The sequence below is a fragment of the Rheinheimera sp. UJ51 genome, assembly GCF_020819615.1.
GTDB classification, from domain to species: Bacteria; Pseudomonadota; Gammaproteobacteria; order Enterobacterales; family Alteromonadaceae; genus Alishewanella; species Alishewanella maricola.
In genome coordinates this window covers 93,240-108,630 of record NZ_JAJHOG010000001.1, presented here as the reverse complement: position 1 = coordinate 108,630, position 15,391 = coordinate 93,240, and the positions used below count along the sequence as shown (strand labels likewise).

The following is a 15,391-nucleotide window of genomic DNA, read 5'->3' as shown; positions in this document are numbered from 1 at the left end:
CCTTAGTGGCTTAGCGAGTAAAGCCAATGCGAAAACCACCCCAATGTTTACCGGCCACATAAATGGGTACCGAGAGATCGTGCATGATCTCTCCGGTATCACGCTTGTACGTTTGTAACAACATGGCTTCGGTATTACTGCCACAGCGGCTGCCCGTACGATCATTAAAAATGCGTTTGGTACGATTTTGCAGTAAGTCTTTTTGATAATTACCGGTTAATGCTTGGCTAAATTTACGATTATGCGTAGGGAAATAGCCTTTACGGTCGACCGCCCCTGCATAGGTTACGTTGGCATGCCGAGCCAAAATGGCTTCTTGAATGGCCGGGAAGGCGTGATCGGTAAATTTATCATAGGCGGTATGGTATTTTTGCGGGTTGGTATTCGCAATAGGCTGATATTGCTCGGCAAATAATTGTTGCTGGCTAAATTTACCCTGACTGATCGCTTGTTGCATTAACTCGCCAATGGCGCTTGCCGCTTGTTGTGCTTCTTGTAAGATCGGTTGATAAAAAGCATCGTGTTGTTGCTGGCTGAGGGCGCGATAAATGGTTTCGGTTTCTACCGAGACATCAATAGCTTGACTGGCAATACTGCCGCCTTTTTGCTCGATAGCCTGCAGTGCTTGGCTGATATTACTGATAGCGCTACTGATCTGCACACTGTTTTGTTCAAGATCGGCACTGAGGTGTTCAATTTGGTTTAAGGTGGTAGAGGATTGACTGACTTCTTGACTGATATGCTGCACGCCGCTGGCGACATCTTGTAACTCTAACTGCACCTGATGGCTGGCTTCTTCTAATTGGGTCATCAAATTTGCCGTATGCGCGCTTTGTGAGCGAATATCGGCCAGCATACTGCCAATATCTTTGGTGGCATTCGCCGTTTTGCCAGCTAAAGCTCTCACTTCATCGGCGACCACGGCAAAACCGCGTCCTTGTTCACCTGCTCTTGCCGCTTCAATGGCCGCATTCAGTGCCAATAAATTGGTTTGCGCCGCGACATTATCAATAACTTGAGTAATGTGCTGAATTTTATCCGCATTGCCGCGCAGGGCAGACAACTCGTGCGCCGCATGGCTAACGGCTTGGGCAAGCTGTTGAATTTTATCCACACCAGATTGTAATTTATGATCCGCTTGTAAACTGGCACTGGCGGTTTGCGTGAGTGCAAGGTTGATGGTTTGCAAATTATGATTCAGTTTACTGCTGGTGTCGGCCACTGCGCTGGTCGCGTTGGCAATTTGCTGGCTATCTTGACCACTTTGTTGGATATCTTTAATTAAGCCATCAATATAAAATGACACTTCAGCGGCACCAATGGCCATTTTTGAGGTGGCAGTTGAAATGTCATTTAATACCGGCTGATGCGTTGTCTTTGTTTCAAGCGGCGAGTCGGGTGGCACTGATTTCGAGACGGCATATAAATAGAAAGCAGTAAGTAAAAAAGACAGGCCGACCGCTACCTTGGCATAGTCTAGCCAGAGCAACAGCAGTTGACTGAGTGCTAACAGCACTAAAAACAGCAGGTGATGTGTCAACTTTAGCGGCATGATGACTCCCAGTTATTTTTGATATGATTAAGCAGATTCGGTAAAAGCGTTAGCAAAGTCAATGCGTGCCCCGAGCGCTGCGACTAAAGTATAGCCAAGCGGTTGTTTTATACTAATAATGACGCCAATGATGAGCCGTTTTTTATGTCGCCATCAACAACGGCACGATTAAGGCGTTGGGTCGCATCCCCATTGAGTAAAAGGTAGACGTTTTGGCTTATTTCTCGTTATTTTTAACCGGCTTTATCGCGGCTACGCTATTTCCGGCCTCTTCAGAGTTGCTGTTACTGGCTTTACTGCAACAGGGGCATGTCGCCTTGTTGTTGTGGCTTAGCGCCACCTTGGGCAACACTTTAGGCTCTTGCGTGAATTGGTGGCTTGGTCAAAAACTACGTTTATACCAGCATAAACGCTGGTTTCCAGTATCGACAAGCCAATTAGCGCGTGCCGAGCGACTGTTTTTGCGTTATGGCCGCTGGAGTTTGTTGTTATCTTGGCTGCCGGTAGTAGGCGATCCCCTAACGATGATCGCCGGCGTGTTAAAGATGCCTTTTTCGATATTTTTGCTGTTAGTGACTATCGGTAAGGCTTTGCGTTATGCGGTGTTGATCCTGCTAGCACTGTCCTTTTTTTAAGCTAAGCGCTGCGCTAACGCTTTTTCTGATGGCATTATGCCGGCAGATCCGTCATCATTAACCTTATTATTGACAGTATGGGATAGACACATGGAATACCAATTATCGGCAGAAGAGTTAGCACGCATTACGGCGCTTGATGCAGAGCAGCGTTACGACTACTTTATTCAAGCCGTTGCAGATTTACAGCAGATCTGGATCCTAACAGATGATGAAGGTTTTGTTTTAGTCAGTGCCGAAGATGAACGTTGTATCCCAGTATGGCCACACCTTGAGTTAGCTGAGCAGTGGATTGAAGGCGAATGGTCAAACTGTCAAGCGCAAGCCGTGGATTTAGAAACCTGGTTAAACAAGTGGACTGAAGGCTTAAATGGCGATGAGTTAAGTATTGCCGTATTGCCAGACGCGGATGGCCCCGGTGTGGTGGTGTCGCCAGATGAAATGGCTGAAACGCTGGTCGATGAAACAAGCGACGACGCGTAAAACTGTTTTTCATTAGGCCTTGTTTTGCTTAACGATGATAATTAAGCCGCAATAGGTAGACACTTTACTACTGCGGCTTTAACACTTAGTTGGCTAATTCATTACCGTTAAAACTGCCGCTGGCATAAGCTAACAAGTTTTCACTGGTAATATGGCTAATTTGCTGTAACGCTTCTTTGGTAAAAAACGCCTGATGCCCAGTAATTAATACATTGGAAAAGGTTAATAAGCGCTTAAACACTTCGTCATCAATCATCTGCTCTGATAAGTTCTCAAAGAAAATATCCGCTTCTTGCTCGTACACATCTAAGCCTAAATAACCAATTTTACGATTTTTCAAACCATCGATAACGGCTTTAGTGTCAATTAATGCACCGCGGCTGGTATTAATCAGCATCACGCCTTCTTTCATTAAGTTAAGGCTGTCGGCATTAATGATATATTTGGTTTGTGGTGACAGCGGGCAGTGCAAACTAATAATGTCACTTTGCTGATAAAGCGCGGTTAAGCTGGTGTAATGCTCGGCAAATTCCGGATCCGGTTTAATATCATAGCAAAGCAGTTTGCAACCAAACCCTTTTAAGATCCGAGCGGTTGCCAGCCCGATGCGGCCAGTACCTATGATGCCCACCGTTTTACCGTGCATATTAAAACCTAATAAACCGTCTAAGGCGAAATTGTCATCGCGCACGCGGTTGTAAGCTTTATGTAATTTGCGATTAAGCGTCAGCATCATACCCACGGTATGCTCTGCAACTGCCTCAGGCGAGTAGGCGGGGACCCGTGCGATGCGAATGCCTAAAGCTTTGGCGGTGTCTAAATCGACGTTGTTAAAGCCGGCGCAGCGCAGTGCAACCATTTCGATGCCCATCACTGACATCTGCTCTAACACTGGCGCAGATAAATCATCATTAACAAAGGCACAGATAGCATGGCAGCCCTGCGCCAGTTTAAGGTGTTCTAGGTTAAGTCGGCTTTCAATATAGTGAAATTGAAGACTGGGATCGGCCCATTGGCTGAACCCTTCTTTATCGTATTTTTTGGCACTGAATACAGCGACTTTCATCGGCAATCTCCCATCAGATTGCGGATAGTGTAGGGTATCTTGTTCGGTCATAATTAGCGCCAGATCAAATTTACAGTAATTCTTCGATGGCAGGCGCTATGCTGGCGGGTTTAGTGCGCGGTGCATAGCGTTTTACTACCATCCCCTCTTTATTCACCAAAAACTTGGTGAAGTTCCATTTTATCGCTCGGCTTTTCAGTAAACCGCGGGCATGCTCTTTGAGATAATCAAACAGAGGCGCGGTATCAGGCCCATTAACATTCAGTTTAGCCATTAATGGGAAACTTAGCCCGAAATTGATTTCACAAAACTGTTGGATCTCAGAATTGCCTGCGGGTTCTTGCCCACCAAACTGATTACAGGGGAAGGCTAAAATCACCAAACCTTGCGTGTGATACTGCTGATAGAGCGCTTCTAGCTCTTTATATTGCGGCGTAAAGCCGCATTTGCTGGCGGTATTGACGATTAACAGCACCTTATCGCGATATTGACTGAGTTCGATGGGCTGTCCTTGGTTATCTTGCACAGTAAAATCATAGATAGAGGGCATTGCAGATCCTTTTATTTGCTGTTCATCGGTGAGAGAACTTAGTAAGCTATGGCCACAGTATGTCATATTTTTGAGTCAGTTATATGTCAAATCAAGCAGTGAAAGTGGCCTTTATCGGCTTAGGTGTAATGGGTTTCCCAATGGCGGGTTATTTGCAACAAAAAGGCTATGCAGTCAGCGTATATAACCGCACCGCGAGCAAGGCGGCAAAGTGGGTTGAACACTACCAAGGTGAGGCGGCTGCAACGCCAGCCGCTGCAGCCAGTGGCGCGAGCTTAGTGTTTGTTTGTGTAGGTAACGACGATGATGTGCGCTCAGTGGTGTATGGCGAGCACGGTGTGTTAGCAAGCATGCAAGCGGGCGCAGTATTGATTGACCATACTACAGCGTCGGCTGATTTAGCACGTGAACTGGCCATGGCTTGTGCTAAACAACAGCTCGGCTTTTTAGATGCGCCGGTATCAGGTGGCCAAGCGGGTGCAGAGAAAGGCATTTTAACTGTGATGGTTGGGGGCGAACCCGCAGCCTATGCCAAAGCCGAAACCGCCATGCAAAGTTATGCGCGCTGCGTAAAATTATTGGGCCCCGCGGGCAATGGCCAGCTAGCTAAAATGGTCAATCAGATTTGTATTGCCGGGGTGGTACAAGGCTTGGCTGAAGCGCTGAATTTTGCCCAAAATGCCGGTTTAGACGGTGCGGCGGTGGTCGAGGTGATCTCTCAAGGCGCAGCTTCGTCTTGGCAAATGCAAAACCGCTCGCTTACCATGTTGGCCGGAGAATATGATTTTGGTTTTGCTGTGGATTGGATGCGTAAAGACTTGTCGATTGCGCTGAATGAAGCGCGCAAAAATGGCAGTCATTTACCCCTAACCGCATTGGTTGATCAGTTTTATAGTGAAGTACAACAGCTTGGTGGTGGTCGCTGGGATACCTCGAGCTTGCTGGCGCGGTTAAAGCGTTAAGCGTGGATCGGGCATAAATTCCAATTCAACAAGGCTGCTGAGGCAGCCCTTAAATTGGCTATGCTGCGGGTTTAATAAAATATTGGTTTCACGCGGTGCCAACACGCTGGGCACCGCTAAAGCCAAGCTAGCCTTTTGCTGTAGCCAATCATCACCTAAACGGGCCGTATCAGCCGGAGCCGGTTGGGCGCGCCAATTTGCGGGCAGGTTCTCTTGGCTCAGTTGCAACACGGCGCTGCTGTCTACACTAAGTTGAAATAAACGATATTGGCGCAGTGCCGCTCGATTATTTAAATGCACCAAGATCTCTAAAACGGCTAACGCTTCTGAGCCTGCGGTATAAATACAACACTGCCCTTTGTTATTCCAACGCCCACCATATAAATAGGCACCTTCACCATCAAAGGCTTGCGCAGCCCATTGTTGATGCACTAATCGATAAACTGAAATGGTGTCTTTTGCTGCCATCTTAGGCAAAGACACCATGTGATAAGCGACCAATTAAATCTAACACGGCTTGGCTTTCAGCAGAGGTACTGAGCATATCGAGCGGAGTTTTATCACCCAGACCATACACCGGCTCGGTTAACCAGCGTTTAGTGGCTGCGCTATCCTGTGCAAAAAGGGCATTTGCGGCCACCATTACGGTAGCGAAACGGTATAAACGATCACTTTCATCTTGAGTAAAATGGCCACTTTTCGCGCGACGAGCCAGTGTTGCGGGCGCTAATTGGCAAACCTGAGCCAACTGTTTTTTATCGAGCTGTGCCGATAAAGCGAGTTTTTCAAAGACGTTGTAATGAAAGCCGTGATGTAACGCTTGATACAATTTAGGCCCGCGCTCGGCAATGCCTAGCTGTTGCCAGAGGTTCGGGCTAGCGTAGTGGCTTGGAATAAACTCATGAACTTGCGCGGTCATAATACACCTGATTTATCAATTGGTATGTATTGACTCTATCATATGATATTTGCTTGGTCAAAAAAAAGGCGCGATATCAACAATGCCTGTCAGTTAAATAAAAGGTGTTATGGAAAACACCAAACTGATCAGCCTTAGCTGTACTCGCGCCCTAATATCTGTTTTTGGCTAACTTAATTAAATACCATTTCTGGTATGTCGCCATTGACGATCAGTTTGCCTGCCGTTTTTTGTTGGATCTCTTCCACGCTAATGCCTGGTGCACGTTCTAACAAATGGAAGGCGCCATCCCGCACTTCTAGTACGGCCAGATCGGTAACGATTTTCTTCACACAACCGACACCGGTGAGTGGCAAAGTACAATCATTCAGTAACTTGCTGTTACCGTATTTATCAGCGTGGGTCATGGTGACCACGATGTTGAGTGCACCGGCCACTAAGTCCATGGCGCCGCCCATACCTTTAACCAGCTTGCCGGGGATCATCCAACTGGCAATATTGCCATTTTGATCCACTTCAAAAGCGCCTAGTACGGTTAAATCGACATGACCGCCGCGGATCATCGCAAAGCTTTCAGCCGAGCTGAAAATAGCCGCGCCTTTAATTGCCGTGACGGTTTCTTTACCGGCATTAATCATATCGGCATCCAGCTCTGCTTCGGTTGGGTAGGGTCCCATACCGAGTAAACCGTTTTCGGATTGCAGCATCACTTCAATACCGGCGGGTACATAGTTTGCGACTAACGTTGGGATACCGATCCCGAGATTGACGTAGTAACCGTCTTTAAGTTCCTGCGCGACACGCATGGCAACTTGTTCACGTGATAAAGCCATTGCTGCCTCCTTAATCTTTACGAACCATACGACGTTCAATGCGTTTTTCAAAGTTGCCTTTGATCACGCGCTGCACATAAATACCTGGGGTATGAATTTGTGATGGCTCTAATTCGCCAGGCTCGACAATTTCTTCCACTTCGGCCACGGTGATTTTGCCGGCTGTAGCGGCCATCGGGTTAAAGTTCATTGAGGTATGACGGAACACTAAGTTGCCATAACGGTCGGCTTTCCAGGCGCGAACTATGGCAAAGTCACCGGTTATGGCTTCTTCTAATACATAATTACGGCCGTTGATTTCACGCGTTTCTTTGCCTTGGGCCACCGGTGTACCGTAACCGGTAGCAGTGAAAAAGGCGGGAATACCGGCACCGCCAGCACGCATTTTTTCGGCCAAAGTGCCTTGTGGTGTTAATTCCACCTCAAGTTCGCCGCTGAGTAATTGTTTTTCAAACAGGGCGTTTTCACCTACATAAGAGGCGACCATTTTTTTGATTTGACGATCTTCGAGTAATACGCCTAAACCAAAACCGTCAACACCGCAGTTGTTAGATACCACGGTTAAGTCGGTGGTCCCCATTTTTTTGATTTGGGCGATAAGCCCTTCTGGGATACCGCATAAGCCAAAGCCTCCGGCAATAACGGTCATGCCGTCTTGCAAGCCTGCCATGGCGTCTTCGTAGCTATGTACGACTTTATTAAACCCTGCCATTTTGTGTCCTCTGTCGTGTTTTAATAACAAACTTACTTGGAGTGTTTGATTATCTGCTGCAGCCATAAAGACGCGGTGAGTATGGCTTTTATTCTGAGGGTCCTTGAAGGCATGGATGCCTGAATGGAGCCCCCAGGGACGGGTTTACGGCGTACCTCAGAATAAATAGCCGGAGCACCGCGTCGAGTACATATCACCTTGTCATCATTTCAATGACACGGATTGAATTGCACGAATTTGTCGGGACACGCTGTAAATACTTCCCTGTACGCTCCTGTTTTTCATCCATGAAAAACACGGTCCCGACGAAATTGTGCTACTCAATCCTTGTTGTTTTGTTTTAGCTAGCAAGTTGTCTAAGCAAGTCATTGCATGTCATCAATTTTTTTATTAAAGACTACGATAATATGCTTTGTTTATGGTATTAGTTTGAAGGTTACAGGCACCTTGTGCCAATCCTACTTTAGCACTAGGTACTCAGTTAAATTCTTGCCTTCTTGAGTTGTGCTGCGCTTTGTCTAACTAGCACTGTCGCTACGCCCAATTTTGTTGGGACACGCTGTAAATACTTCCCTGTACGCTCCTGTTTTTCATCCCTGAAAAACACGGTCTCACCAAAAATTGCGCTGCGTTTTGTCTAACTAGCACTGTCGCTGCGCCCAATTTTGTTGGGACACGCTGTGAATACATCCTTGTACGCTCCTGTTTTTCATCTCTGAAAAACACGGTCCCACCAAAAATTGTGCTGCGCTATTTGTTTGTTGCGATTTCGCAGCGCTTCGATTTTTTCAGTAAAAGCGTAAGGCCTACTTTTATGTTACGGCGCGCATTTAGCGTTAAGTGCTAAGCCTACTTTTGAGCTCGTGGTTTTACCCAATTGCTCGGTAATAAACCGCCCTGCAGCGGCTAAAGCGTCTAAATCTACACCATGTGAAATGCCTAGGCCATTTAATAAATACACCACATCTTCAGTGGCCACATTGCCTGAGGCACCGGCAGCGTAAGGGCAGCCGCCTAAACCGGCTACGGCGCTGTCAATCACGCTAATGCCACGACTGAGCGCCACATAAATATTGGTTAAGGCTTGGCCATAAGTGTCATGAAAATGCACTGCGAGTTGTTCAACAGGCGCCACTTTGAGCACGGCGTCCAGCATGGCATTCACCTTAAGCGGGGTGCCAACCCCGATGGTGTCACCTAGCGAAATTTCATAGCAGCCCATCTCTAGTAGTGCTTTGGCTACTCGCGCGACCTCGCTTGGCGCAACGTCACCCTGATAGGGGCAACCGACGACACATGAGATATACCCTCGTACTTTTATGCCATCGGCTTTTGCTGCATCCAGTACCGGCGCAAAACGCGCCAAGCTTTCACTGATCGAGCAGTTAATGTTTTTTTGACTAAAGGCTTCCGATGCGGCGCCAAAGATGGCCACTTCAGTTGCACCGGCGGCTTTAGCGGCTTCGTAACCTTTTAAATTGGGCGTGAGGGCAGCATAGGTGACATTGGCGCCGCGCGAAATACCGGCGAACACGGCTGCTGAGTCGGCCATTTGCGGTACCCATTTGGGGGAGACAAAGGCGCCACTTTCGATATAGCGATGACCTGCAGCGCTAAGCATATTAATTAGCTGCACTTTGGCGTCTGTGCTAACATTTTGCTCGTTTTGCAAACCATCGCGAGGGCCCACTTCCACTAGGCGCACGGTTTTAGGAAAACTCATTGCTCCTCCGCAGTAAAATCGACCAGTTCTGCACCGTCTTGTACCAGCTCACCGGCACGATAAAACAGCTGATTTACTACGCCATCTTTCGGTGCCTTGATGCTGTATTCCATTTTCATGGCTTCCATGATCACTAAGGTCTCACCGGCTTTAACCTTGGCGCCAGCTTCAACCATCACCGCGACAATAGTCCCGTTCATCGGTGCGGTTAAGCTGCCGGCATGCTCGCTACCATCAACTTCGGTAGCGACTTCGGTTTGATAGATAAAGTCGTAGCGCTGATGCTTAATAAAGATGCTGATGGTGTCGCCATATTGGCTTACCTGCACCTTGGTACGATGATCACCTAACACGGCGCTAAGTTCATCACCGATAAGCTCGGCGGTACAGCATAATTGTTGGCCCTGCACATCAATAACATAATACTGCTCATGTTGCTGAATAGTCAGTGTTTGTTTCTGTTCGCCATAATGCAAAGCAATGTGCACGGTCGGCATTTCATTTAAACGCCAGCCATGGCTAAATTGCCATGGGCTAAAAGTTGTATGACTGCAGCTGGGGGCTTTTTGCTGTTGTAAAACAAACAATGCAGCCAGTACTAAGGCTTGATTGGTTTCATTATTCGCTGGGGCAAATAAGCTTTCTTGATGCTGAGTGATAAAGTTAGTATCTAGCTGTGCAGCTTTAAACGCAGGGTGTTCGGTCAGGCTGGTTAAAAAGCTCAGGTTGGTCGTCACACCGGCGATACGGTAATCATCCAAGGCGCGCAGCATGCGGGCAATGGCGCGGTCACGGCTTTCATCCCAAACAATCAATTTGGCAATCATCGGATCGTAAAAGGGCGACACTTCATCGTTTTCTACCACGCCGGTATCGACCCGCACATGGCGATTCGCTTCGGGTTGACGTAAATAAGTCAGTTTGCCGGTAGCCGGTAAAAAGTCATTGTCCGGATCTTCGGCATAAACGCGCACTTCGATGGCATGGCCGTCTAATTGAATATCCTGTTGTGCCAATGGCAGAGGCTCACCCGCGGCCACTAATAATTGCCATTTTACTAAGTCTTGCCCGGTGATCATTTCTGTCACCGGGTGCTCAACTTGCAAGCGGGTGTTCATTTCCATAAAGTAGAAAGAACCGTCTTCGTCAAACAAAAACTCCACCGTACCGGCGCCACGGTAGTCAATGGCTTTAGCGGCTTTTACAGCAGCTTCACCCATGGCTTGGCGCTGCGCAGCGCTAAAATTGGGGGCAGGGGCTTCTTCAATCACTTTTTGATGGCGACGCTGGATAGAGCAATCACGCTCCGCTAAATACACCGCATTGCCGTGATTATCGGCAAATACTTGAATTTCAATATGGCGCGGTTTGGTTAAATAACGCTCGATCAGCATTTTATCATTGCCAAAGCCGGCTTTGGCCTCGCGCTTAGCACTGGCTAAGGCGGCAGCAAATTCGTCCTTTTTCCAGACGACCCGCATGCCTTTACCCCCACCACCGTAGGCAGCTTTCAGTAATTGCGGATAACCAATACGGGTTGATTCTTCAGCTAACAGGGTATCGCTTTGATCATCGCCATGGTAACCCGGCACTAACGGCACACCGGCCTCTTGCATAATTTTTTTGGCTGCGCTTTTTGAGCCCATCGCGGTGATGGCCGCCACCGGTGGGCCAATGAAAATCACACCGGCTTGCGCACAGGCGTTAGCAAAATCTTCATTTTCAGATAAGAAACCGTAACCTGGGTGAATCGCCTCGGCGCCACTTTGTTTAGCGATAGCAATGATTTTGTCACTGCGTAAATAGGAGTCTTTACTTGGCGCAGGGCCGAGTAAGTAGGCTTCGTCGGCCATTCTGACATGCCGGGCATTGGCATCGGCTTCAGAATAAACCGCCACGCAGCGAATACCGAGTTTGTGTGCGGTATCAATCACGCGACAAGCAATTTCGCCACGGTTAGCAATTAAGATCTTACGAAACATTATGTTATTTCCCTGCCTTATCATCGGTGGTTACTGCGTTTTGCCAAGCTGGGGTACGTTTGTCTAAAAATGCGCTTAAGCCTTCTTGGCCTTCGTCAGATACGCGGATATCGGCAATCGCTTGCTGGGTATGAGCAATAACATTGTTGCTAATTTTTCGGTTGTAGATGTTTTGCAACAAGGTTTTAGCCGCACGCATCGCCGCTGGGCTATTTTGCAGCAGTTGCGTAATAAAACCTTCACAGCAAGCCTGCATGTCATCGCTACTTACCACAACATGTAATAAACCCAATTGCAGTGCGGTAGCGGCGTTAAAGCGCTCTGCAGTGATAAAGTAGCGGCGGCTGGCGCGCTCGCCCAATGCTCGCATCACATAAGGGCTAATAACGGCAGGCATTAAACCAATGCGCACTTCACTTAAACAGAAAGTGGCGCTGTCACTGGCAATAGCAATATCACAGCAAGCCACTAAACCAACCGCGCCGCCAAAGGCTGCACCGTTAACCAAAGCAATAGTGGGTTTTGGAAATTTATCGAGCAAGTGCATTAAGGTGGCTAATTCGGCGGCATCACCCAGATTTTCATCGTAATCTTTTTGCGCCATAGCGCGCATCCAATTCAAATCGGCACCGGCAGAGAAGTTTTTGCCATTGGCGGCGAGCACCATAATCCGTACGGCATCGTTATTGGCGAGATCGTTGATCACATTAATTAATTCGGCGATCATCGCGTCATCAAAAGCGTTATGCACAGCAGGGCGGTTCAGCGTTAAAGTTGCTACGCCACGGGTATCGATATTAACTTCTGTGTATACCTGGGTCATTTTTATCTCCGAAAGTTAAGACTTTCTGCTTATAAAAGTAATGGGGTTGCCGGTATGGCTGGATAAGCCAGCAAGCGTTTGCTTACTACATAAAACACCTTTTGTGGTTAACCTACTTTAGCGCAGCCAGCCCGCTATTAAGCAAACTGGCTGCGGTAACACCTTACATTCTAAATACACCAAAACGGCTTTCTTCAATTGGGGCATTTAAGGCGGCGGCTAAAGCTAAACCGACGGTCATTCGCGTTTGTGCCGGATCGATAATGCCATCATCCCATAAGCGACCACTGGCATAGTAAGGATGGCCTTGTTTTTCATATTGTTCAACAATGGGTTGCTTCAAGGCTTTTTCAGCGTCAATACTTAAGGTTTCACCTTTGCGTGCTAAGCCATCTTTAGTGACTTGGGCCATAACACCGGCGGCTTGTTCACCGCCCATTACCGAGATGCGCGCATTCGGCCACATCCACATCATGGTGGGATCGTAAGCCCGGCCGCACATGCCGTAGTTTCCGGCGCCATAACTGCCACCAATTAACACGGTAAATTTCGGCACTTTGGCGCAGCTGACCGCCATCACCATTTTGGCACCGTGTTTGGCAATACCTTCGGCTTCGTATTTTTTACCCACCATAAAACCGGTGATATTTTGTAAAAACAACAGTGGGATTTTGCGCTGGGCACAAAGCTCAATGAAATGCGCGCCTTTTTGCGCCGATTCGGAGAATAAAATCCCGTTATTGGCGACAATGCCCACAGGATAGCCGAAGATCCGCGCAAAACCACAAACGAGCGTAGCACCGTAATATTGTTTAAACTCATCAAAATCTGAGCCATCAACAATACGAGCAATCACTTCTTTCACGTCGAACGGTTTGCGTAAGTCGGTACCGACAATGCCGTACAGCTCTTTAGCATCATATAAAGGCTCTTGCGCTGCTTTTACATCCATTTGCTGAGGTGCGGGGCGGTTCAGTCTGGATACCGCATTACGAGCAAGTTGCAGGGCGTGTTCGTCATTTAAAGCATAATGATCTGCCACGCCGGAGATTTTACAGTGCACATCGGCACCACCGAGCTCTTCGGCGGAGACTTCTTCACCGGTGGCGGCTTTTACCAGTGGTGGACCGGCTAAAAAGATGGTGCCTTGATCTTTAACGATAATGCTTTCATCGGCCATGGCCGGCACATAAGCGCCACCTGCAGTACAGAGCCCCATGACTACCGCGATTTGCGGAATACCTTTGGCTGACATGTTCGCTTGATTAAAGAAAATACGCCCAAAGTGCAGTTTATCGGGGAAAACTTCGTCTTGGCGTGGCAGGTTAGCGCCGCCAGAGTCGACTAAATAAATACAGGGTAGGTGACAGCGCTCAGCAATTTCTTGCGCACGTAAGTGTTTTTTTACCGTAAGCGGATAGTAAGTACCGCCTTTCACCGTAGCATCGTTGGCGACAATCATGCACTCAACACCACTGACACGACCTACACCGGCAACCACTCCGGCACAGGGCACGTAATCTTCATAGCATTCCCAACCGGCAAATTGGCCTACTTCTAAAAAGGGTGAGCCCGGGTCGAGCAGCTTTTGGATCCGCTCGCGCACAAACAGCTTGCCACGTGCGGTATGCCGCGCGATCAACGCTTCGCCACCACCGAGTTTAATTTTTTGTACTGTGCTATTCAGATCATCCACCACAGCTTGCATCGCCGCAGCGTTTTTTTGGAAATCCTCTGCGCGAGGATTTACTTTTGACGTAATTCTGGTCACTTAAGTCACCTTGTACTAGAGCGGGTTAAACAAAGCGGAACCGGAACAACTTAGCAGACTCACGTTTAATCGCTCGTTTCGTTAAATCTGTTGCGCGCTTCGCCTAGTTAATGTCACTTGCCTAGATTGCTAATAAGACAGTGGAAGCTGACGCTGCCACTATTAATCCGGCTTAAAAGCTTAGTTCGATTCGGTAAAGAGTTCACGGCCAATCAGCATGCGGCGAATTTCTGAGGTACCGGCACCAATTTCATACAGCTTGGCATCTCGTAACAAACGTCCGGTAGGGTATTCATTGATATAACCATTACCGCCGAGTAATTGAATGGCGTCTAAAGCCATTTGGGTGGCTAATTCCGCCGCATATAAAATCACGCCGGCAGCATCTTTACGGGTAGTTTCAACTCTATCACAGGCTTTCGTTACCATGTAGACATAAGAGCGGGCCGCGTTCATGCGGGTATACATGTCGGCTAACTTACCTTGTACTAATTGGAATTCACCAATGGATTGGCCGAATTGCTTACGATCGTGGATATAAGGCACTACGACATCCATACAGGCTTGCATAATACCCAGCGGGCCAGCGGCTAATACCACGCGCTCGTAATCCAAACCGCTCATCAGTACTTGTACGCCACGACCAACTTCGCCTAATACGTTTTCGGCAGGGACTTCACAATCTTCAAAGACTAATTCACAGGTGTTTGAGCCACGCATGCCCAGCTTGTCGAGTTTTTGCGCTTGGCTAAAACCTTTAAAACCGCGTTCCACGATAAAAGCGGTGATGCCCTTTGAACCGGCATTCACGTCGGTTTTGGCATAAATCACATAGGTATGCGCATCCGGACCATTGGTGATCCACATTTTGTTACCGTTTAAAATGTACTTATCACCTTGTTTGTCGGCGCGCAGTTTCATGCTAACCACGTCAGAGCCGGCATTCGGTTCGCTCATGGCCAAGGCACCGATATGTTCACCCGAGCACAGTTTGGGTAAGTATTTCATTTTCTGTGCTTCAGTGCCGTTGCGAGAAATTTGATTCACACACAGATTGGAATGAGCACCATAAGACAGGGCCACTGAGGCAGAGGCGCGGCTGATTTCTTCCATGGCAATAACGTGCTCAATATAGCCTAAGCCTGAGCCACCGTATTTTTCATCCACGGTAATGCCTAATAAACCCAAATCACCAAATTTACGCCATAAGTCATGTGGAAATTCGTTCTGCTCGTCGATTGCCGCGGCACGCGGTGCGATTTCTTCACGCGCAAACGCATTTACTTGATCGCGGATCATATCGACGGTTTCGCCTAAATCGAAATTAAGGCCTTTGTAACTGCTAATCATGTTAAATCCCCATCTGTATTAGGCTTATCA

At 47.9% G+C, this 15,391-nt stretch carries 15 protein-coding genes; 3 read left to right on the top strand and 12 right to left on the bottom strand.

What is annotated here, in order from left to right; translation table 11 throughout:
- Positions 1-10: 10 nt before the first annotated feature.
- The gene (locus LMJ53_RS00510) at positions 11-1,552 is read right to left on the bottom strand and encodes a methyl-accepting chemotaxis protein (RefSeq protein WP_229584296.1); all 1,542 of its coding nucleotides are present in this window, start codon (positions 1,550-1,552) and stop codon (positions 11-13) included.
- Positions 1,553-1,764: 212 nt separating this feature from the next.
- Between LMJ53_RS00510 and LMJ53_RS00505 the strand changes: the two genes are divergently transcribed.
- Both LMJ53_RS00505 and LMJ53_RS00500 read left to right on the top strand, forming a co-directional pair.
- On the top strand, positions 1,765-2,187 hold the full coding sequence (locus LMJ53_RS00505; RefSeq protein ID WP_229584295.1) for a YqaA family protein: 423 nt from the start codon (positions 1,765-1,767) through the stop codon (positions 2,185-2,187).
- 90 nt (positions 2,188-2,277) lie between these two features.
- Positions 2,278-2,670 (top strand): DUF2750 domain-containing protein, encoded by a 393-nt coding sequence (locus LMJ53_RS00500; protein ID WP_229584294.1) that lies wholly within the window; start codon positions 2,278-2,280, stop codon positions 2,668-2,670.
- An 85-nt stretch (positions 2,671-2,755) separates the two neighbouring features.
- On the opposite strand, the gene LMJ53_RS00495 is transcribed toward LMJ53_RS00500, so the two are convergent.
- Both LMJ53_RS00495 and LMJ53_RS00490 read right to left on the bottom strand, forming a co-directional pair.
- Positions 2,756-3,736 (bottom strand): 2-hydroxyacid dehydrogenase, encoded by a 981-nt coding sequence (locus LMJ53_RS00495; protein ID WP_229584573.1) that lies wholly within the window; start codon positions 3,734-3,736, stop codon positions 2,756-2,758.
- Positions 3,737-3,806: 70 nt separating this feature from the next.
- Positions 3,807-4,286: a glutathione peroxidase gene (locus LMJ53_RS00490; protein ID WP_226750108.1), complete on the bottom strand. Its 480-nt coding sequence runs from the start codon at positions 4,284-4,286 to the stop codon at positions 3,807-3,809.
- Positions 4,287-4,369: 83 nt separating this feature from the next.
- Between LMJ53_RS00490 and LMJ53_RS00485 the strand changes: the two genes are divergently transcribed.
- Positions 4,370-5,248 (top strand): NAD(P)-dependent oxidoreductase, encoded by an 879-nt coding sequence (locus LMJ53_RS00485; protein WP_229584293.1) that lies wholly within the window; start codon positions 4,370-4,372, stop codon positions 5,246-5,248.
- Here LMJ53_RS00485 and LMJ53_RS00480 read toward each other — a convergent pair.
- From LMJ53_RS00480 to LMJ53_RS00440, 9 genes are all read right to left on the bottom strand, one after another.
- On the bottom strand, positions 5,237-5,716 hold the full coding sequence (locus LMJ53_RS00480; protein WP_229584292.1) for an RES family NAD+ phosphorylase: 480 nt from the start codon (positions 5,714-5,716) through the stop codon (positions 5,237-5,239). The genes LMJ53_RS00485 and LMJ53_RS00480 overlap by 12 nt on opposite strands.
- A 1-nt stretch (position 5,717) precedes the next feature.
- Positions 5,718-6,167: an antitoxin Xre/MbcA/ParS toxin-binding domain-containing protein gene (parS, locus tag LMJ53_RS00475; protein ID WP_229584291.1), complete on the bottom strand. Its 450-nt coding sequence runs from the start codon at positions 6,165-6,167 to the stop codon at positions 5,718-5,720.
- A 173-nt stretch (positions 6,168-6,340) separates the two neighbouring features.
- The gene (locus tag LMJ53_RS00470) at positions 6,341-7,000 is read right to left on the bottom strand and encodes a CoA transferase subunit B (protein ID WP_229584290.1); all 660 of its coding nucleotides are present in this window, start codon (positions 6,998-7,000) and stop codon (positions 6,341-6,343) included.
- Between the two features lie 10 nt (positions 7,001-7,010).
- Positions 7,011-7,712 carry a CoA transferase subunit A gene (locus LMJ53_RS00465; protein ID WP_229584289.1) on the bottom strand — a complete coding sequence of 234 codons (702 nt, stop codon included), beginning with the start codon at positions 7,710-7,712 and terminating at the stop codon, positions 7,011-7,013.
- 817 nt (positions 7,713-8,529) lie between these two features.
- The gene (locus LMJ53_RS00460) at positions 8,530-9,435 is read right to left on the bottom strand and encodes a hydroxymethylglutaryl-CoA lyase (protein ID WP_229584288.1); all 906 of its coding nucleotides are present in this window, start codon (positions 9,433-9,435) and stop codon (positions 8,530-8,532) included.
- Positions 9,432-11,417 (bottom strand): acetyl/propionyl/methylcrotonyl-CoA carboxylase subunit alpha, encoded by a 1,986-nt coding sequence (locus tag LMJ53_RS00455; protein WP_229584287.1) that lies wholly within the window; start codon positions 11,415-11,417, stop codon positions 9,432-9,434. The genes LMJ53_RS00460 and LMJ53_RS00455 overlap by 4 nt, the downstream gene beginning before the upstream one ends.
- A gap of 4 nt (positions 11,418-11,421) precedes the next feature.
- Entirely contained in the window at positions 11,422-12,240 is an 819-nt protein-coding gene (locus LMJ53_RS00450) for an enoyl-CoA hydratase/isomerase family protein (RefSeq protein ID WP_229584286.1), read from the bottom strand.
- Between the two features lie 163 nt (positions 12,241-12,403).
- Complete coding sequence (locus LMJ53_RS00445; RefSeq protein WP_267867421.1) at positions 12,404-13,948, bottom strand: carboxyl transferase domain-containing protein; 1,545 nt, start codon at positions 13,946-13,948, stop codon at positions 12,404-12,406.
- Positions 13,949-14,191: 243 nt separating this feature from the next.
- On the bottom strand, positions 14,192-15,361 hold the full coding sequence (locus LMJ53_RS00440; RefSeq protein ID WP_229584284.1) for an isovaleryl-CoA dehydrogenase: 1,170 nt from the start codon (positions 15,359-15,361) through the stop codon (positions 14,192-14,194).
- Between the last annotated feature and the right edge of the window lie 30 nt (positions 15,362-15,391).